Genomic DNA, 19,189 nt, shown 5'->3' with positions numbered 1-19,189 from the left:
CTTCCTGAAAGGGACATGGCGCGGCGAGTTACTCGCTCACGCCCCAGCGTTCGGCGATGGCAGCGGCGAGCTGCGGCGGGTCGCCGGCAGCCATGCCGGCCGCGACCACCGCGTTGGCGGCAACCGGGTCGTAGCAGCCCTCACCGGTCTGTCCGGCCACCCAGGCACCGGCCACGGCCAGGCCCAGCACGTCGTCGAGCACGGCCACGTCGCTGCCGCTGAGCATCACCACGGCGCTGTGCGCCGCCGGCAGTGCCGACACCTGGACGCCACCGGCATCGGCGACGAAGTACACGCCGCGGTTGCGCACGGCCACGCCGACATCGTCGGGCAGGATGTAGGCATTGCCGGCCTGGACCGGCTGGTCGGATTCGGCCAGCAGCACCGGCAGCGCCGACACGCGCGCCATCTGCTTGACCAGGTTGCCGTAACGGCCCCCGTCCAGGCGCATGTAGACCAGCACCGGCACGGCGAGGCCGGCCGGCAGCGCGGCGAGCAGGCGGCGCAGCGCATCGGGGCCGCCGATGCCGGCCAGCACCAGCACCGCGCCCGGCGCAGCGCCGTCGGGCGCAGCCTCCGGTTCCAGCTCCACCAGCGACAGGCCCTCGCCGGCATAGGCGTCCGCCGGCGGCGGCGCACTGACCGCCGGCGCCGACACGGCGGGCGGCACGGCGGCATGGTCATCGACCAGCGACCAGCTGCTGTGGTCGCCCAGCGCGGCAGGCGGCGCGGCGGGCACGCTCGCCGGCACCGGCGGCGGCTCGCTCGCGGGTGCAGCGGCGGGCGCCTGCATCGCGGCCAGCGCCTCTTCCAGCGACATCGGTTCGCTGTAGGCCTCCGGTGGCGTGTACAGGCCGTCGGTGGGCACGTCGGCGGCGGCGTCGAACGCTTCGCGGACGTGGAATTCCAGCGGCGCGTCCGCATGCAGTTCGGCCGGGGTCTGCGGCAGGCCCGGTTCGGGTTGCAGCAGGCCTTCCTGTTCCGAGCCCGGCGGCAGCACGTCCTGGTGGCCATGCAGCTTGGCCACGAGGTGGCGGGCCCAGCGCTGCGCTTCCCAGCCCTCGCGACGCGCGGCCAGTTCGGCCTCGTCGAAGATCACGGTCAACGCGGGCGACGCCAGTACCGGGTCGAGGCGTTCCAGCGCATCCTCGATGGCCGGCTCCAGCGCGATCAGCACCGCGCCGGCGTCCACGCCCCCCAGGGTTTCAGCATCGACGCTGTTGGGATCTTCTTCCAGCACCACGGTCGCACCGGCCTGGGCCAGCGCTTCGCGCAGGCGCTCGCGCGCCGGGCCGACCCGTGCCAGCAATGCCACCAGCGGCAGCGGGTTCAGGTCATTCACGGGCACGGGCGATCCCCAGCAGGTCATACACGTTTCGCATCAGGTCCAGCTCCTGGTACGGCTTGCCCAGGTAGCGCTGGACACCGATTTCAAAGGCGCGTTGACGGTGCTTGTCGCCGCTGCGCGAGGTGATCATCACGATCGGCACGCCCTTGTAGCGTGGATCGGCGCGCATCGCGGTGGCCAGTTCATAGCCATCCATGCGCGGCATTTCAATGTCCAGCAGCATCAGGTCGGGCACGCGCTCCTCGAGCCGCTCCAGCGCTTCGATGCCGTCGCGGGCGACGGTGACTTCGAAGTTGTGGCGCTCCAGGATGCGGCCGGTGACCTTGCGCATGGTCAGCGAGTCGTCGACCACCATCACCAGCGGCGCCTGGCGGTCGCTGGCCTGGGTGGCCGGGGCGACCGGCTTGAGCGGGTTGGCCTGGTAACGACGCACCAGCGGGGCGACGTCCAGGATCACCACCACGCGGCCATCGCCGGTGATGGTGGCGCCGTAGATGCCCGGGACCGAGGCGATCTGCAGGCCGACCGGCTTGACCACGATTTCGCGGTTGCCGAGTACCTGGTCGATCGCCACCGCCGCGCGCAGCTCACCGGCACGCACCAGCAGCAGCGGCACCTGGGCCTGGCCTTCGGCGCGGGCCTGGCCCTGGCCGACCAGCGTGCCCAGGTCGTGCAGCACGAACTCTTCGCCGCCGTAGTGGTAACCGCCCTCGGCCGATTCGAAGCGCTCGCGCGAGATCCGGCCGATACCGCTGACCGAAGCCACCGGCACCGCGAAGGTGGTGTCGCCGATCTGCACGAACACCGCCTGGGTGACCGCCAGCGTCTGCGGCAGGCGCAGGGTGAAGGTAACGCCCTTGCCCGGCTCAGAGCGGATGTCCACGGTACCGCCGAGCTGGCGGACTTCGTTGTGCACCACGTCCATGCCGACGCCACGGCCGGCCAGCTGGCTGACCTGGTCGGCGGTACTGAACCCGGCCGAGAAGATCATCGCGTCCAGCTGGGCGTCGGAAAGTACGGCATCGGCTTCGACCAGGCCACGCTGTTCGGCGCGGCGGCGGATCGCCTCGCGGTTCAGGCCGGCACCGTCGTCGGCCACTTCCAGCACGATTTCCGAGCCTTCGCGGCGCAGGCGGATGGCGATCTCGCCTTCCTCCGGCTTGCCGGCGGCGCGGCGCTGTTCCGGCGTTTCCACGCCGTGCGCGACCGAGTTGCGCAGCATGTGTTCCAGCGGCGCGACCATGCGGTCGAGCACGTTGCGGTCGAGTTCGCCGTGGGTACCGTCAAGGGTGACGTGGACCAGCTTGCCGGTGTCCTGGCCGGCCTGGCGCACCACGCGACGCAGGCGCGGCACCAGGCCGTCGAACGGCACCATGCGCGCACGCATCAGGCCATCCTGCAGTTCCGAGCTGACCCGCGACTGCTGCTGCAGCAGGACGTCGTACTGGCGCGACAGGTCGTCCAGCACGCCCTGCAGGCCGCCAAGGTCGGCTGCGGACTCGTTCAGCGCACGGCTGAGCTGCTGCAGGGTCGAGAAACGGTCCAGTTCCAGCGGGTCGAACTTGTGGTCGACCTGCTCCTGTTCGCGCTGGTAGCGGGCCACGATCTGGGCCTCGGTTTCCAGGTCCAGGCGACGCAGCTGGTCGCGCAGACGTGCGTTGGTGCGGTCCAGTTCGCCCATGGCGCCGCGGAAGGCACCGAGCTGCTGTTCCAGGCGCGAACGGTAGATCGCCACTTCACCGGCATGGTTGACCAGGCGGTCGAGCAGGTCGGCGCGCACGCGCACCTGTTCCTGCTGCGGACGGGCCAGGCTGTCCTCGTCGCTGGAGGCTTCCAGCGGCACCGGCGCCGACAGCGGCGCGGCAGCCACGGCACTGTCGATCTCCACGGCCGCGGCTTCGGGCTGCGCGACATCGGTGGCCTCGTCGCGTCCCAGCGTGCGCTGTTCGAAGGCGGCGATCAGGTCGTCGGGCATCGCCACGTCGCGGTGCCTGCCGGTGCGGGTCAGCATCTGGTGCAGGCGGTCGAAGCCCCGCTCCAGCAGCTGGACGTCGCTGCGGTCGATGTCGGTACGGTTGGCGGCGACCGCCTCCAGCAGCGATTCGATGCCATGGCCAAGGTCGCCGATGGCGTTGATGCCGGCCATGCGCGCGCCACCCTTCAGGGTATGCAGGTCGCGCTGCAGGCCCGCCAGGACCTCGCGGTCCTGCGGCGCGGCGCGCAGCTCGCTGATCAGGCCATCGCAATGATCCAGCAGGTCCTTGCCTTCTTCGACGAAGATGTCGACCAGTTCGCGGTCGAGCACGTTGAAGTCCAGCGAGCCGGCATCGTCGACCTCATCGGCGGCGGGTTCGTCGACCACGGCCGGCGCTTCTTCCAGCGCGGCGTCGTCCTGCGCGAAGGCATCGACTTCGTCCAGCGCCGGGTGCGAGGCCTCCAGGCCAAGCACGACCGTATCGTCGCTGGAGGCCACGGCATCGGGCCCCTCGACAACGGTGAGCCCGTCGTCCAGTGCCTGCTGCAGCGCGACCGGTTCGCCAAACGCCGGGGTCGCCGGCAGCACGTCGTCCAGCGCGTCGCTGTCGGTGTCGTCGCTGTCGGTGTTGTCGCTGTCTGTGTCGTCGGTGACCACGTCGTCCGCGGCGACGTCGAGCACGTCGAGCGTCCCGGCGACCACGGTTTCCGGTTCGGCCACGTCGGTGGTGTCGGCGGCGTCGAGTGCTTCGTGCAGCGCGTCGGCTTCGGCAGCCTCCAGCTCCACGGCCTGCACGGCGTCTTCGGTGCCGGGCAGGGTGTTTTCGTAGTAGCGCGACAGATCGTCGGCACCGGTCAGCTCCACGGCCTCCAGGCCGTGCTCGACGACGACGTCGGCGGCGGCTTCCGGCACCTCCGGCGGCTGGACCGGGGCAACGTCCTGCACCTCGAACGAGGTGACCAGCCCGGCGTCGAAGTACGCCGACAGGTCATCGCTGCCGGTGAGCTCATCGACCACCAGGGCATCCCCGGCGACGGGGGCTTCGGCTTCGGCTTCGGCTTCGGCGTCAGCTTCGATCAGCTCAACCGTATCGTCGGTGTCGACGGCCTCGACGATCGACAACGCGTCGGCGTCGACGATGGCCTCCTGCACGGCGCTGTCGGTGCTGTCGTCGGCAACCGCAAAGCCATTGCGCTCGTCGAACTGCGCCGAGAACGCAGCCAGTTCGTGCGCGGTGACATCGTGCGCGTCGCGCGATGCGTCAGCTTCGGCGTCGCGTTCTCCGTCAACGTCAACCTCGATGGCTTCGACGGCCTCGACGGCCTCGATATCGTCGCCATCCAGGTCCGAACCATCGTCGGCCACCAGCACCGGCCAGCGCGCTTCGGGCAGGGTTTCGGCCAGCGCCTGCAGGCGCTGCGCGAGCGCGGCCTGCGACGGAATGCGCGGCGCTTCGGCCTGCAGCGCGGTCATGGTGGCGCGGATCGCGGCGGCAGTTGCCGAGAGGGCCGCGACGCCGTCGGCGTCAGGCACCGCATCGGCCGCCAGCGAGCGCTTGATGAAGCTTTCCGCGCCGCCGGTGACGGCGGTGATTTCCGGCACGTCGGTCATCGCGAACGCGCCGTTCATGGTGTGCACCGCGCGCAGCAGGCTGTCGGTGACCGGCTGCGGCGCCGCCTGGGCCTCCTGCAGCCACGCCTGCAGCGTGGCGTGGTGGGCTTCGACTTCGGCCTCCAGGATCTCACGCAGCACGTCGTCGATGTTGGCCGGGGTACCGGCGATTTCCGGCTCCACGGCGTCCACGGCGTCCACGGCGTCCACGGCGTCCACGGCGTCGATCGTGTCCAGCGCGTCCACCGCGTCCACCGGCGCAGCGACCGGGGCCGGGCGCTGCAGCGGCACGTGGAAGGTTTCTTCGCCGGCGCCCACGCGGTCGGCGATGGCCTGCATGGCCTGCAGGTCGGCGCTCACGCGGCTGCCGTCGCGCAGCGCGGCATTCAGCTGCGGCAGCACTTCATAGGCCTGGGTGACCATGGCGACCACGGCCGGCGATGCCGGGCGGCTGCCGTCGAGCACGCGGTTGAGCATGCCCTCGATTTTCCAGCTGAACTCACCGAGGGTGCGCGCACCGACCAGGCGACCACTGCCCTTCAGGGTATGGAACACCCGGCGGATCGGACGCAGGCGGTCCATGTTGTCCGGCGCCATGCGCCAGACCGGCAGCAGGTTGCCGAGGTTGACCAGTTCTTCGTCGAATTCTTCGATGAAGACCTCGCGGATGTCCTGATCGATGTTCTCGCCATCGTCCTCGAAGCCGGCGTCGATGCTGCCGTCGTCGGCCTCACCGGCGTGCACGGCGGCCTGTGCGTCCACCAGCGCGGACGCTTCGACCACCGGCACGGTGGAGAACTGCGATGCGGCGATATCAAGCTCGGCCAGGAACCGGGCCGACTCGTCGTCCAGTTCGATCGTGCCGATCACCGCTTCCTGCACGCCACCGGTGGCGACCGGCGCGGCGGGCGCCTCGATCTCCTCGACCGGCGCGTCCAGCGGCGCATCCACCTGCTCCACCTGTTCCTGCAGGAAGTCCGGAAGCGCCTGCACGTCCAGCGTGGCGTCCGCAACCGGCGCTTGCGCCGGCAGGTCGTCGATCTGCAGCGAGAGCACATCGCCTGCGTTCTGCAGCGGCTCGTCGAAGGTGAACTTGATCGGCTCGTCGCTCAGTTCCAGCGCGTCCTGCTCTGCGGCCACCGGATCGAACCCGGTCGCCGCAACGCTGGCATGGTTGTCGTGGGCAGAGGCGTCTGCATCGGCTCCGTCCAGCACGATCGGTGCGATATCGGTGGGGGCAACGCCCCACGCCTGGCCAGGGTCGGCCTCTTCGGCCACGACCGGATCGAAGTGGGCGAAGGTGGGGGCGGTATCGGTGCGCGCGGGCTCGCCGTGCAGCGTCCAGTGCGGGGCGTCGACGGCCACCGGTGCGGTGGACGCTTCGAACACCAGCACGGGCGCGGGCTTGGCCGCCGGCTCGACCGGCGGTGCTGCGGCGGCTGCGGGCAGCGGCTCGAAGGTGATGTCCGGCAACGACGGCGGCGGCACGTTCCCGGGCGCCGGCGCGGCGGGGGTCACGGCGATCTCCACCGGCGTGGCCACGGGCGCGTCCCAGCCGGTCAGCTCGACGTGTTCCGGCGCGACTGGCAGCGCTTCGGCGCTGGCATCGGTCGGCACCGCGTTCTCGTCGGGCAGCGGCCAGTAGCGCAGCGTTTCCAGGCTGGTGCGGGTGATGTCGAGGATGTCCTCGCGCCCCTGCCGGCGTTCGCGCAGGGCTTCGAGGTAATACTCCAGGCTGGCCATGGCATCGGCCAGCGTGTCCAGCTGGCGCCCGCTGGGGACGCGCTGGCGGCCGATCAGTTCGACCGAAATGTACTGGCGCACGCCCTGCAGGTAATCGGCCGGGGTCGCCAGGTCGAGCATGCGCAGCGCGCCGGCGACCTCGCCGAGCAGGCGCGGCACTTCATGCAGCTGCTGGTGGTTCCAGTTGGTCTCGATGAACGCGACGAAATGTTCGCGCGCCGCGGCGAAGTTGGCGATCGCTTCGTGGGCGAGGATTTCCACGGTGCGGCGGCCCTCGGCCGCGCTCGGGTCGTCTTCGCCGCTGCCGCCGGCGCCCAGGTGGGCCACCTGGTCGTCCAGCGAGGCGTCCACGTACAGCAGGGCGCCGGCGATATCCAGCAGCAGGGTCTCATCGATCTGCTGCTCACCGCTCACCACGCCGCGCAGCGCGTCGCGCTGCTGCACGACCACGCCACGGGCCACGCCCAGGCCCATCATGCCCAGCGTGTCGGCCACGGCGCCGAGTTCATCGACCTGGGTCTGCAGCTGGGCCGGCTCGCCGCCGGTACGCAGGTGCAGGTCCAGCGCGTCCTTGATGCGCAGCAGTTCTTCCTTGACCGCGTTGCCCACGGTGTCGAGCAGCTCGCGGTTGCGACCGCTCAGGCTGCCGCGCGCATGGTCCAGTTCGGCCTCGGTGGCGGTGGCGCTGTCCGGGGCGAACGCGAACAACACGCTTTCATTGATGCCCGGCGCGCCGCGCGCGGCACGGATGTCGTTGAGCAGCGGCAGCAGCACGATCGGAATATCGCGGTGGCCGTTCTGCAGGCGCTCCAGGTAATCAGGCAGCAGCACGCTGCCGCGCATCAGGGTGGCGCAGGCTTCGTCGCGGTCGGGTACCTCGCCGGCGCCGATGGCGTTGGCCAGCTGTTCCATCTCCTCGGCTACCATCGCCGGGGCGTACAGCTCGACCATGCGCAGGGTGCCCTGCACCTGGTGCAGGTAGCCGGCGCAGAAGCGCATGCGGCTGCCATCGGCCGGATCCTCGGCGTAATACTCGACCTCGTTGCGCACCTGGCGCAGGGTCTCGTCCAGCTCCGGCTTGACCCAGCCCAGGGCGGCGTTGCTCATGGCATCGCGCAGCGTGCTCATGCCGGTTCTCCCGGCAGGGGCGCGCGCGTGTCGTGCTGTGATTTCTCGCGATGCATCATCTGCTGATTCCTTCCCTCTCCGCCCTGCCCGCGGCTCACGCCGGCAGCTTGAAGTCGGCAACCGAGCGGCGCAGGTCGGCCGCCAGCTGTGCCAAATGACCGATCGACTCGGCGGTCTGTCCCGCACCCTGCGAGGTCTGGCCGGTAATCTGACGGATCACGCCCATGGTGCGGGTGATGTCGGAGGCGGCGGACGACTGCTGCTGGGCGGCGATCGAGATGTTTTTGATGAGGTTGTTGAGCGCGTTGGACACGCGTTCGATTTCGGTCAGGGCAGTACCGGCGTCTTCGGCCAGGCGTGCACCGGACACCACTTCGGCGGTGGTCTGCTCCATCGAGCTGACCGCTTCGTTGGTATCGGCCTGAATCGCCTGGACCAGGTTTTCGATGCGTCGGGTCGCGCCGGAGGTACGTTCTGCCAGGCGCTGCACTTCGTCGGCCACCACGGCGAAACCGCGACCGGCTTCACCGGCCGACGCTGCCTGCACGGCCGCGTTCAGTGCCAGGATGTTGGTCTGCTCGGAAATGTCGTTGATCAGTTCCACGATCGAGCCGATTTCCTGCGAGGACTCGCCCAGGCGCTTGATGCGCTTGGAGGTTTCCTGGATCTGGTCACGGATCTGGTCCATGCCCTGGATGGTTTCGCGCACCACGCCGGCACCTTCGGCGGCGATCACCACCGAGCGCTGCGCCACGTCGGCCGACTCGGCCGAGTTGCGCGACACCTGTTCGATGCTCGATGCGATTTCGCCGATGCGGTCCGATGCGGAGGTGATCTGGTTGGCCTGGTGGCCGGCCGCTTCGGCCAGCTGCATGGCGGTGGCCTGGGTTTCCTGGGTGGACACGGCGACCTTGGCCGAGGTGTCGTTGATGGTGGTTACCAGGTGGCGCAGTTCGTCCACGGCGTAGTTGATTGCGTCGGCGATGGCGCCGGTCATGTCCTCGGTCACCGAGGCCTTCACGGTCAGGTCGCCTTCACCCAGCGAGCTGATTTCGTCCAGCAGCCGCATGATCGCCTGCTGGTTGCGGCTGTTGAATTCCACCTGGGTCTGGTAACGCAGTTCCTGTTCGCGCGAACGGCTGCGCACGGTGCTGCTGACGAAGCCGATGATGGCGATCAGCGACAGCGCGCCGGAGATCACGCCCAGCCAGAAGTTCGGGAACAGGCGGGTGTCGCGCACCGAACCGAACGAGGAGAAGGCCTCGAACAGCTTCTTGCTGTCGTCCAGCATCTTGCCCGAGCCGGCGGTCAGCGCCGCGGCCGAGGACTGCGCCGAGAACAGCTGGCGCGAGCTGGCCAGGATCGCGTCGGCGTCCTGCTTCATGGTGTCCCACTGCTTCTGCGACTGCTCCAGCGCGGCCAGCGCGCCGGCGTTGCGGACCGGAGCGATGCCCAGTTCCTCGTTGCCGTTGCGCAGCGCGTCCAGCACCTGGGTGAACACCACCGAGTCGCGGGCCAGCGCGTCGCCCGCGGCGGCGGCGTTGCCACCGCCGGCGCGCATTTCAGTCACGCGGCGGGCCATCGAGCCCACCACCACGACCTGCTGCAGCGCGTTGTACACCTGCGACGCGGGCGCACCGCCGGCCGACATGGCGCGGACCACTTCATTGAGCTGGGCCTGCAGCGCCGGAACGCCGTTGACGAAGTTGTTGGCGTTGCCGGCCAGGGCCAGTACCGCCGGTTCGCTGGCGACCAGCTGCGCCGCGCTCTTGCCGAGCGGCTCCCAGGTCTGGGTGAGCTGGTTGAGCGGGCCGGACACGTTCGCTTCGCTGCCGTAGCGGCCCTGCAGGCTGCTCACGGTGCTTTCGATGCGGGTCTTGGTGTCCTTGAAGGCGGTGAAGGCCTGGGCGTTGCCCGAGACCGCTTCACGGCCCTGGTTGGCCAGCTGCTGCGACAGCACCTGCAGGTCGGCCGCGCCGGTGCTGGCGCCGGCCAGGCGACTGCCCTGCCAGGTGGCCACGCCGGTGTTGAGGCCGAACACGATCAGCGACAGGGCCAGCAGACCCAGCCAGAAATTGGTGCCTACCGAGCCCAGCTTGCCGGCCTTGGCGGTTTCCGAAGAAGTACTCATCGTTCAACCTCGATCTTCAATACGGTAAGGAAGGCAGCAGCGTTCATGCCGCGGCCTGCCTGAATTCGGGGGTACGCGACAACAGCGACAGCGAGAACACGCCCCAGTCGCGCCCGTCGCCGTGGAAGGCGCGGTCGACGAAATGGGCATAGCGGCCGCTGGCCAGTTCGCCGATGCCGGTGTCCTGCTCCAGCTCGAAGCTGCGCTGTCCGAACAGCTCGTCGATGGTCAGGGCCACGTCACCGCCGGCCTGGCGCATGATCAGCACGCGCTGGCCTTCCTGCTGCACGGTGCGCTCGCCTTCCATGAAGTACTTCAGGTCGACCACCGGGAACAGGTTGCCGCGCAGGTTGCCCACGCCCAGCAGCCACGGCTGTGCGCCGGGCACCGGAGTGATCGGCGGCATCGGGACGATTTCCACCACTTCGCGGAAGTCCGACACCAGGTGGCGCTTGCCGACCCGATAGCCGACGCCGCGCCACAGGTCCTGGGAGAACTGCCGCTCGGGCAGCTGCACCGCATGGGCCAGGCTGCGCCGTTCGTAGGCTTCAAGGATGTCGAAGGGAGAACGCATCAGGACACCAGTTGGTTGATCTGCGCGATCAGCTCGTCCTCGCGCGGTGGCTTGACCATGTAGGCAGCCGCCCCCTGGCGCAGCCCCCAGGCCTTGTCGGTTTCCATCGCCTTGGTGCTGACGATGATGACCGGGATCGACTTGGTCTTCTCGTCGCGGTTAAGCGCGCGGGTGGCCTGGAAGCCGCTCATGCCCGGAAGCACCACGTCCATCAGCACCAGCTGCGGGTGGTGTTCCTGTACGAGCTTGATCCCGTCCTCGGCGTTGCTGGCCTCGAGCACTTCGTGCCCGGCCTTGGTCAACCATTGGATGAACACCGCCCGGTCGGTCGGTGAGTCCTCGATCAGAACGATTCGAGCCATTGTGCCTTTCCCCCCTGGTCAGGCGTTTACGTATGTGCGGATGGCACCCAGCAGTTCTTCACGCGTGAAAGGCTTGGTCAGGTACTGCTCCGAGCCGACGATGCGCCCGCGCGCCTTGTCGAACAGGCCGTCCTTGGAGGACAGCATGATCACCGGCGTGGACTTGAACAACTGGTTGTTCTTGATCAGCGCGCAGGTCTGATAGCCGTCCAGGCGGGGCATCATGATGTCGACGAAGATGATCTGCGGCTGTTGGTCGGCAATCTTGGCCAACGCCTCGAAACCATCGTTCGCCGTCACCACCTCGCAGCCTTCGCGCTTGAGCAGTGTTTCAGCGGTACGTCGAATGGTCTTCGAATCGTCGATGACCATGACCCTGAGCCCTGCGAGTTCCCCACCCGCAGTCATGTTTTCAGTCATTACCTTTTCCCCGAGCGCGCGACGCTTCTGCTTTGGTCCGGCGCCGCTGCGAAAGCGTATCTATATCCCACCACGCGGCCGTCATCAAGGGTGTGCTTCCCAAGCCGCGCCAGACACGCCTCCCGGGCCGCCACCGGGGCCGGAACTGCGCAAAGCGTGAAGACGCCGGATGCTGCGTTCCGCCGCCCGGGGCAGGCAGCGCGGGCGCATTGCCGCTACCATCAGCGCCTGCCCGCCAGGTTGCGACCATGCCGTTGAATGTCATCGTGGTGATGGACCCCATCGCCCATATCAAGATCGCCAAGGACACCACGTTCGCCATGCTGCTGGAAGCGCAGCGCCGTGGCCACGCCCTGCACTACGTCAGCCCCGGCGGCCTGGCGCTGCGCGACGGCGTGGCGGTGGCCCGCACCGCGCCGCTGCAGGTGCGCGACGACAAAAGTGACTGGTTCACGCTTGGCGAATTCAGCCAGACCACGTTCGGCCCCGGCCAGGTGGTCCTGATGCGCAAGGATCCGCCGGTCGACGCCGAATTCATCTATGACACGCAGGTGCTGGGCGTGGCCCAGCAGGCCGGGGCGCTGGTGGTCAACGACCCGCGGGGCCTGCGCGACTACAACGAGAAGCTTGCCGCCCTGCTGTTCCCGCAGTGCTGCCCGCCGACCCTGGTCAGCCGTCGCCATGCCGACCTGAAGGCGTTCGTGCTCGAACACGGCCAGGCCGTGCTCAAGCCGCTGGACGGCATGGGCGGGCGTTCGATCTTCCGCAGCGGCACCGGCGACCCCAACCTCAACGTGATCCTGGAAACGCTGACCGACGGCGAGCGCAAGCTGGCCCTGGCGCAGAAGTTCATCCCGGACATCACCGCCGGCGACAAGCGCATCTTGCTGGTCGATGGCGAGCCGGTGGACTACTGCCTGGCGCGCATCCCGCAGGGCGACGAGTTCCGCGGCAACCTGGCCGCCGGCGGCCGCGGCGAAGGCCGTCCGTTGAGCGAGCGCGACCGTTGGATCGCCGCCCAGGTGGGGCCGGAAATGAAACGCCGGGGCATGCGCTTCGTCGGCCTGGACGTGATCGGCGACTACCTGACCGAGGTCAATGTCACCAGCCCCACCTGCGTGCGCGAGCTGGATGCGCAGTTCGGCCTGAACATCGCCGGCACCCTGTTCGATGCGATCGAGGCCAGCCTGCCGCGATGAGCACGGTGGTCGATCCGAGGGTGCCGCTGCAGGCCCACGAATCGCAGCGCTTGGGCGCGACCCTGGCGCTGTCGCTGCTGGTGCATGCGCTGCTGATCCTGGGGGTGGGCTTTGCGGTCAGCGACAACGCCGCGCTCGTGCCGACCCTGGATGTGATCTTCAGCCAGACCCAGACGCCGCTGACGCCCAAGCAGGCCGACTTCCTGGCCCAGGCCAGCCAGCAGGGCGGCGGCGACCACGACAAGGCGCAACGCCCGCGCGACAACCAGGCCGGGATCGTGCCGCAGCCACAGGCCGGCCTGTCGCCGGTGCCGCAGCAGCGCCAGGACGCGGCGCGACCGCCGCCGCCGCAGGCACGGGTAGTGGCCAGCCGCAACAGTCCCGACCAGGTGGCGAAGGCGCAGACGCAGCCGCTGCCGGACACCCCGCAGCCGGACGCCGCCCCGACCGCGCGCGAGCAGCGTAATGCGGAGATGGCGCGACTGGCCGCCGAAGTGCACCTGCGTTCGGCGCAGTACGCCAAGCGCCCGAACCGTAAGTTCGTCTCGGCCAGCACGCGCGAGTACGCCTACGCCAACTACCTGCGCGCCTGGGTGGACCGGGCCGAACGGGTCGGCAACCTGAATTACCCGGATGAGGCACGCCAGCGTCGGCTCGGCGGCCAGGTGGTGATCACCGTGGGCGTGCGCCGCGACGGCAGCGTGGAAAGCAGCCGCATCCTGCGCAGCAGCGGTACTCCGCTGCTGGACGAAACCGCGCTGCGGGTGGTCCGGCTGGCGCAGCCGTTCCCACCGTTGCCGAAGACCGATGACGGCGTGGACATCCTGCAGGTGACCCGGACCTGGGTGTTTTCGCCGGGCGGGGAACTGCGCGACGACCGGTGACCGGTTAGCCCTGTCTAGCCGCCCGCGCAGCCTGCTGTTCGACCAGGGTCAAGGCCACGTTGTTGCGCAGGTAGGCCGGTTCGACCAGCTCCGGGGCCAGCGCTTCGCCGCGTTCGAACATCGGTACCGCCAGGGTCAACAGATCCGATGCGCGCGGCAGGGCCTGCGCATCGACACCGGCCAGCTGATCGGCCAACCGGGTCGCCAGCGCGCCTTCGGCCGCGCCGAACCCGGTGCCTACTCCGAACCAGCGGCTGCCATCAGGCAACGTCACCGCTTCCGGCGCGCACACCTGTTCCTCGCCCTGCAGCTGCCACTGCCCGCCCACGCGCACCTGCCGGGCCACGTAGACCTCCCCCATGCGCGCATCGATGCTGGCCAGCACGTGGGTGGCATCGGTCGGTGCGCGCAGCGCCAGCACCTGCAGGGTGGATACCGGAATCAAGGGACGGTCCAACGCCAGCGCGATGCCCTGGGCGATGGCGATCGCCAGCCGCACGCCGGTGAACGCGCCCGGTCCGCGCCCGAGCGCGATCGCATCCAGCTGCGAGCGCGCCAGCCCGGCCTCGGCGAGCAGCGCCTCCGCCCACGGCAGGCTCAGTTCGGCGTGCCGGCGCGGCGCGATCTCGAAGCGATCATGCACCTGCCCGTCCACGTACAGGGCAACGGAACAGGCTTCGGTGGCGGTTTCAAAGGCGAGCAGTTTCATGAAGGTCAGAACAGGGAAGTGGGAAAGACATCGTCGTGCGGCGCCGCAGCGACCACCGGGGCCACCGGAACGTCGGCCGTGTCGATGCCCCATTGTGGCGCAAAGAAGCCGCGCACATCGTCCAGCGAGCGGGTACGCCGGAACGGCGGCAGCGAATCCAGGAAGGTACGGCCGTAGCCCCGGCTCACCAGCCGCGGATCGCACAGCACCAGCACGCCGCGGTCGGTCTCGCTGCGGATCAGCCGGCCCACGCCCTGCTTGAGCGCGATCACCGCCTGCGGCAGCTGCTCATCGCGGAACGGATTGCCGCCGTCGCGGCGTATCGCATCCAGCCGCGCTTCGAACACCGGATCGTCGGGCGCGGCGAACGGCAGCTTGTCGATCACCACCACGCTCAGTGCATCGCCAACCACGTCCACGCCTTCGCGGAAGCTGGCAGAACCCAGCAGCACGCCATTGCCCGAGTCGCGGAAACGCTGCAGCAGCGTTGCGCGCGGCGCCTCCCCCTGCACGAACAGCGGCCACGGCGCATCGCGCAGCGCCTCTGCGGCCTCGCGCAGCGCGCGGTGCGAGGCGAACAGCAGGAACGCGCGGCCGCCGGACGCTTCCAGCACCGGTGTCAGCGCGCCGATCAGTGCCGTCCCGAAACCCCGCGCGGCCGGATCCGGCAGGCCGGCAGGCAGGTAGCACAGCGCCTGTCGGCTCCAGTCGAACGGACTGGGCTGCAGCAGGGTGATCGGATCGTCCAGCCCCAGCCGCTGGGCGATATGCGCGAACTGCCCGTCCACGGTCAGCGTGGCCGAGGTGAACACCCAGGCCGCCATCGAACGCTCGCGGTGCTCACGCAGCGGCCCGGACACGTCCATCGGCGTGCGCTGGCAGCGGAAGCCGCGCGGGGTCAGCTCGTACCACAGCACCTCTGCTGCTGCGGGCGCCTGTTCGGGGTCGGCGTCGAAGTCCAGTAGCGGGGCATCGTCGCCGAGCCAGCGCGCGAGCCGCGACACCGCCTCCAGCGCCCGCGCATGGCATGCATCCAGCCCCGGCGATGTCGTGCGCACGCCGTCCAGCACGTCGCGCAATCCGGTCAGCGCACTCATCGCCGCATCGAAGCCGTCGCGTACCTGCGGTACGGCCAGCGCGCGCCACTGGGTGCCGCGCGCCGGCAGCCCGTCCATCGCCGTGCGCAGTTCGCGCAGGGTCTGTTCGAGCGCGCCGGCGTGCGCCTGCAGCGCGGCCTGGGCACCGGCCACGCTGCGGCTTTCGGCCAGGCAGTCGCGGGCCAGTTCCTGCCACGGGCGCATGCCGAATCCTTCGCCGAAGAACGCGGCGGCCAGCTCCGGCAACTGGTGCGCTTCGTCGATGACGAACGCCTGCGCACCCGGCAGGATCTCGCCGAATCCCTCCTGCTTGAGCGCCAGGTCGGCCAGCAGCAGGTGGTGGTTGACCACCACCACGTCGGCCGCCTGCGCCCGCTGCCGCGCCTGGACCACGAAGCAGTCGTGCCAGAACGGGCACTCGGTGCCCAGGCAGTTGTCGACCGTGGAAGTCACCATCGGGTACAGCGGCGAATCGTCGGGCAGTGCTTCCAGTTCGGCCATGTCGCCGTACCGGGTGCGCCCCGACCACGCCAGGATGCGCTGGAACAGCGCTACGTCCTGCGGCGAGGTGAACCGCGGCTCGCCACGCGCCTGCTGCAGGCGGTAGCGGCACAGGTAATTGGAGCGGCCCTTGAGCAGCGCGCTGCTGTGACCGGTCCCGAGTGCCGCGCGGACCCGCGGCAGGTCGCGGTGGTACAGCTGGTCCTGCAGCGCGCGGGTGCCCGTGGAAATGATCGTCTTCAGCCCGGACAGCAGCGCGGGCACCAGGTAGGCGAAGGTCTTGCCGGTGCCGGTGCCAGCCTCGGCCAGCAGCACCTCGCGCTGGTCGAAGGCCTCGGCGATCGCGGTGGTCAGGCGCAGCTGCGCCGGTCGCGCGACGAACGCATCGAGTTGGCTGGCGAGCGTTCCACCCTCGCTGAGGGCTTCGCTGCTGGCATGGGCAAGGCGGGACATGGCGTAATGATACCCGCCCGTCGAGCGGGGCTCTGCCCCGCCGCGGTGCCGTCAGTACCGCTTGATGCCCGGCACGGTGCAGCCTTCCAGCTGCGCATGCGCCGACACCGCGTTTTCCTTCTCGCCGCGCGCCAGGCGCGCCTGTTCGATGGTGGCCCAATGGCGGCGGCACAGCGGACCGGTCTTCGAACCCAGCTCCACCGACTTGCGCGCCAGCGTTTCGGCTGCAGCCCAGTCGCCCTGCAGCAGGGCGATTTCCGCGCGATCCTGCAGGATCGAGGGGTCGCCTTCGGAAATCTGCAGCGCCTGGTCCAGCGCCTCCGCGGCGCCGGCCAGGTCATTGGCCTGGCGCTTGGCCCGGGCTGCCACGCGCAGGTCTTCGACTGCGGCATCGCGCAGCGGCTGCACGTCCAGCTCCTTGTCGTCCTTGCCGGCGCTGGCGTCCACGGCGGCCATGCGCTGGGCCGGCGTGGTGGTATCCACCGGCGGCTTCACCGGCGGCGGCGTCGACATGCAGGCGGACAGCGCGACGCCGAGCGCGAGCACGGAAGCAGTACGGAGAGCGGTGCGGGACGTGGTCATGGAGGCCTGCCTTGGGTTGCGGGTCATCGAGCGGGGGGCGTTGCCGCAGGTGCGGCCTGGGCCGGTTCGGCCGGCGCGTCGGGCTTCCTGTCCAGCCCGAACCAGCTGCGCCAGCCACCGCCTTCGCTGCCCTCGCCGCCCTCGCCTTCCGGCAATGCGGTCGGGGCCACGCAGGCGGAATAGGCCGGCGCGTAGCCAACCACGAACGGGAACCGGCGCGCGCCGGGGCAGGCGTCGTCGGTGGCAGCACTGCCACCGGCTTCCACCGGCTGCCAGTCCAGGCCCTTGTTGCTGACCTTCAACGGCGCGCTCGGCAGGCGACTGAAGATGCCCGACCAGACCCGCATCGCGCCGGTGGCGCCGAACAGGCCGGTCTGCGCGTTCTGGTCGTTGCCCATCCACACCACGGCCAGGTGGTCGCCGGTGTAGCCGGCATACCAGCTGTCGCGACCGTCATTGGAGGTACCGGTCTTGCCGGCCGCCTGCAGGCGCGCCAGGCCGTCGGCGTTGAGCCGCTGCGCGGTGCCGCTGGAGACCACCTGCTGCAGCGCGATGCTGATCAGGTTGGCGGCGATCGAGTCGCCTTCCTGCGCCGGCGCCGGGGTCTTGTCGTAGCGCTTGAGCAGCTTGCCCTGCGGGTCGAGCACGCCACGCACCGCATGCAGCGGCTGGATTTCGCCGCCCGAGGCCAGGAACTGGTACAGCTGGGCCATCGCATACGGGCTCTGGTCGGTCGCGCCCAGGATCACCGACGGATTGCTTTCCGCCTTCAGGCCGGCCAGCACGTTGATCAGCTGGGTGACCCGCTCCGGGCCCACCTGCATGCCGACCCGGACCGTGGCCTGGTTGTAGGAGTTGGCCAGCGCATCGATCAGGCGCACGGTACCGTGGCTGCGGTTGTCCGCGTTGCCCGGGGTCCAGCGCTTGCCGCGGCTGAGCTGCACCGTCACCGGCGAATCATCGACGAAGCTGGCCAGCGAGTACTTGTCCGGCTGCGCCAGCGCGAGCAGGTAGACGAACGGCTTGAGCAGCGAACCGACCTGGCGCTGCGCTTCGATGGCGCGGTTGAAGCCCGGTTCGGACACATCGCGGCTGCCGACCACGGCCAGCACGTCGCCGTTGTGCACGTCGGTCAGCACCAGGCCGGCCTGCAGCTCGGGGCGACGCTTGTTCTCCAGCGACTTCAGGGTCTTGGTCACCGCACCTTCGGCGTAGGCCTGCGCGGACGGGGCCATGCCGGTCATCACGCTCAGGCCGGCGCCCTGCAGCACCGCTTCCGGGTAGTCGTGGCCGAGCTGGCGACGCACCAGGTCGACGTACGCGGGGAACCGGTTTGCGGCGATCAGGCCGGGGGTCTTGGGCACGCCCAGCGGGGCCTTCAGCGCCCGCTGCAGCTCGGCGTCATCGATCAGGCCGTTCTCATGCAGCTTGCCGAGTACGAAGTTGCGGCGGTCCAGCGCGCGCTCGGGATTGCGCCGCGGATCGTAGTACGACGGGCCCTTGACCAGCCCGATCAGCAATGCGATGTGTTCGGTGTTGAGCGAGGACAGGTCGCGGCCAAACCAGAATTCGGCGCCGGAGGACATGCCGTGGATCGCCTGGCTGCCGCGCTGGCCCAGGTAGACCTGGTTGAGGTAGGCCTCGAGGATGGTGCGCTTGTCGTACCGCGCTTCCATGATCAGTGCGTACAGCACTTCATTGAACTTGCGGGTGACGGTCTGTTCCTTGCCGATCCCGAGCAGGCCGCTGCGGGCCAACTGCTGGGTCAGCGTCGACGCGCCCTGCCGGCTCTGGCCACCGGAACGCACGGTGACCCACACCGCGCGCGCGATGCCGCTGAGGTCGATGCCGTGGTGGCGGTTGAAGTCCTTGTCCTCCACCGCCTGCAGGCCGGTGACCAGCAGTTCCGGGGTGTCCTCCAGCCGCACCAGCCGGCGTTCTTCCTGCTTCTGTCCGTACAGGGTGGCGATGCGCGCCGGATCCAGCCGCGCGGCCTTGAGCGCCTTGCGGCTGTCGGCATCGCGCAGCGAGGCGACCTGCCCACCGGACAGGCTCAGCTCGATGCGGCGGGGCGCCACCTTGCCATCGACATCGTTGTAGCCGCGGCTGGAGACGATGAAGCGACCGCCCTCCTGGCTGAACGTGGCCGGCGACTTGCCGGTTCCGTCATCGCGGTACGCCGAGGCGGCGAGCTCGGTCTTCAGGGTCTGCGCATCCATCGCCACGCCCGGCGCCAGCGCCAGCGGCCGCGCATAGACGCGGGTGGGAATCTGCCAGCGCAGTTCGCCAAAGCGTTGGGTGACCTGGGTGTTCAGGTACACGGTGTAAGGAATCAGGAAGCCCAGCGCGAGCGCCACCGCCGCCATCGCTGCGGTGACCAGGCGGCGGCGCCACAGCGGCGACCGGCTTTCGGTGTCGTCTTCGAACTCGTCGATGTCGTCGGAATCGTAGCGTCGGGGCACGGGCATGCAA

The 19,189-nt window shown here is 69.5% G+C and carries 12 protein-coding genes; 2 read left to right on the top strand and 10 right to left on the bottom strand.

Features of this window, described 5'->3' with window-relative positions:
• Window positions 1–28: 28 nt before the first annotated feature.
• From FSZ13_RS10540 to pilG, 6 genes are all read right to left on the bottom strand, one after another.
• The gene (locus FSZ13_RS10540; RefSeq protein ID WP_260844145.1) at window positions 29–1,348 is read right to left on the bottom strand and encodes a chemotaxis protein CheB; all 1,320 of its coding nucleotides are present in this window, start codon (window positions 1,346–1,348) and stop codon (window positions 29–31) included.
• The gene (locus FSZ13_RS10535) at window positions 1,335–7,805 is read right to left on the bottom strand and encodes a hybrid sensor histidine kinase/response regulator (protein WP_145479459.1); all 6,471 of its coding nucleotides are present in this window, start codon (window positions 7,803–7,805) and stop codon (window positions 1,335–1,337) included. Before FSZ13_RS10535 ends, FSZ13_RS10540 begins: the two co-directional genes overlap by 14 nt.
• A gap of 94 nt (window positions 7,806–7,899) precedes the next feature.
• Window positions 7,900–9,936, bottom strand: a complete 2,037-nt coding sequence (locus FSZ13_RS10530) for a methyl-accepting chemotaxis protein (protein ID WP_145479458.1) — start codon at window positions 9,934–9,936, stop codon at window positions 7,900–7,902.
• A gap of 43 nt (window positions 9,937–9,979) precedes the next feature.
• The gene (locus FSZ13_RS10525) at window positions 9,980–10,510 is read right to left on the bottom strand and encodes a chemotaxis protein CheW (RefSeq protein WP_145479457.1); all 531 of its coding nucleotides are present in this window, start codon (window positions 10,508–10,510) and stop codon (window positions 9,980–9,982) included.
• Complete coding sequence (locus FSZ13_RS10520) at window positions 10,510–10,872, bottom strand: response regulator (protein WP_145479456.1); 363 nt, start codon at window positions 10,870–10,872, stop codon at window positions 10,510–10,512. Before FSZ13_RS10520 ends, FSZ13_RS10525 begins: the two co-directional genes overlap by 1 nt.
• A gap of 18 nt (window positions 10,873–10,890) precedes the next feature.
• The gene (gene pilG, locus FSZ13_RS10515; protein ID WP_145479455.1) at window positions 10,891–11,292 is read right to left on the bottom strand and encodes a twitching motility response regulator PilG; all 402 of its coding nucleotides are present in this window, start codon (window positions 11,290–11,292) and stop codon (window positions 10,891–10,893) included.
• Window positions 11,293–11,540: 248 nt separating this feature from the next.
• On the opposite strand from pilG, the gene gshB reads away from it, so the two are divergent.
• On the top strand, window positions 11,541–12,491 hold the full coding sequence (gene gshB / locus FSZ13_RS10510) for a glutathione synthase (protein ID WP_145479454.1): 951 nt from the start codon (window positions 11,541–11,543) through the stop codon (window positions 12,489–12,491).
• Window positions 12,488–13,375: an energy transducer TonB family protein gene (locus FSZ13_RS10505; RefSeq protein WP_145479453.1), complete on the top strand. Its 888-nt coding sequence runs from the start codon at window positions 12,488–12,490 to the stop codon at window positions 13,373–13,375. Before gshB ends, FSZ13_RS10505 begins: the two co-directional genes overlap by 4 nt.
• Before the next feature lie 4 nt (window positions 13,376–13,379).
• Here FSZ13_RS10505 and tsaB read toward each other — a convergent pair whose 3' ends face one another.
• Genes tsaB through mrcB form a run of 4 tightly spaced genes read right to left on the bottom strand, consistent with a single transcriptional unit; the run spans window position 13,380 to window position 19,179 of the window.
• Window positions 13,380–14,084, bottom strand: a complete 705-nt coding sequence (gene tsaB, locus FSZ13_RS10500) for a tRNA (adenosine(37)-N6)-threonylcarbamoyltransferase complex dimerization subunit type 1 TsaB (RefSeq protein WP_145479452.1) — start codon at window positions 14,082–14,084, stop codon at window positions 13,380–13,382.
• A 5-nt stretch (window positions 14,085–14,089) separates the two neighbouring features.
• Entirely contained in the window at window positions 14,090–16,135 is a 2,046-nt protein-coding gene (locus tag FSZ13_RS10495; RefSeq protein ID WP_260844144.1) for an ATP-dependent DNA helicase, read from the bottom strand.
• Window positions 16,136–16,186: 51 nt separating this feature from the next.
• A complete protein-coding gene (locus FSZ13_RS10490; protein ID WP_145479451.1) occupies window positions 16,187–16,717 on the bottom strand; it encodes a tetratricopeptide repeat protein in 531 nt (176 codons plus the stop codon).
• A gap of 23 nt (window positions 16,718–16,740) precedes the next feature.
• Window positions 16,741–19,179 carry a penicillin-binding protein 1B gene (mrcB, locus tag FSZ13_RS10485; protein WP_145479537.1) on the bottom strand — a complete coding sequence of 813 codons (2,439 nt, stop codon included), beginning with the start codon at window positions 19,177–19,179 and terminating at the stop codon, window positions 16,741–16,743.
• Window positions 19,180–19,189: the final 10 nt, after the last annotated feature.

The organism is Stenotrophomonas rhizophila, from assembly GCF_007667275.1.
GTDB classification, from domain to species: Bacteria; Pseudomonadota; Gammaproteobacteria; order Xanthomonadales; family Xanthomonadaceae; genus Stenotrophomonas; species Stenotrophomonas maltophilia_AE.
The sequence above is the reverse complement of the archived record's forward strand: the minus strand, read 5'-3'. Positions and strand labels throughout refer to the sequence as shown.

Excerpts from the sequence above, each read along its gene's own strand:
- FSZ13_RS10535 (WP_145479459.1), bottom strand. The coding sequence starts at position 7,805 with ATGAGCACGCTGCGCGATGCCATGAGCAACGCCGCCCTGGGCTGGGTC.
- FSZ13_RS10530 (WP_145479458.1), bottom strand. The coding sequence starts at position 9,936 with ATGAGTACTTCTTCGGAAACCGCCAAGGCCGGCAAGCTGGGCTCGGTA.
- FSZ13_RS10525 (WP_145479457.1), bottom strand. The coding sequence starts at position 10,510 with ATGCGTTCTCCCTTCGACATCCTTGAAGCCTACGAACGGCGCAGCCTG.
- FSZ13_RS10520 (WP_145479456.1), bottom strand. The coding sequence starts at position 10,872 with ATGGCTCGAATCGTTCTGATCGAGGACTCACCGACCGACCGGGCGGTG.
- pilG (WP_145479455.1), bottom strand. The coding sequence starts at position 11,292 with ATGACTGAAAACATGACTGCGGGTGGGGAACTCGCAGGGCTCAGGGTC.
- gshB (WP_145479454.1), top strand. The coding sequence starts at position 11,541 with ATGCCGTTGAATGTCATCGTGGTGATGGACCCCATCGCCCATATCAAG.
- FSZ13_RS10505 (WP_145479453.1), top strand. The coding sequence starts at position 12,488 with ATGAGCACGGTGGTCGATCCGAGGGTGCCGCTGCAGGCCCACGAATCG.
- tsaB (WP_145479452.1), bottom strand. The coding sequence starts at position 14,084 with ATGAAACTGCTCGCCTTTGAAACCGCCACCGAAGCCTGTTCCGTTGCC.
- FSZ13_RS10495 (WP_260844144.1), bottom strand. The coding sequence starts at position 16,135 with ATGTCCCGCCTTGCCCATGCCAGCAGCGAAGCCCTCAGCGAGGGTGGA.
- FSZ13_RS10490 (WP_145479451.1), bottom strand. The coding sequence starts at position 16,717 with ATGACCACGTCCCGCACCGCTCTCCGTACTGCTTCCGTGCTCGCGCTC.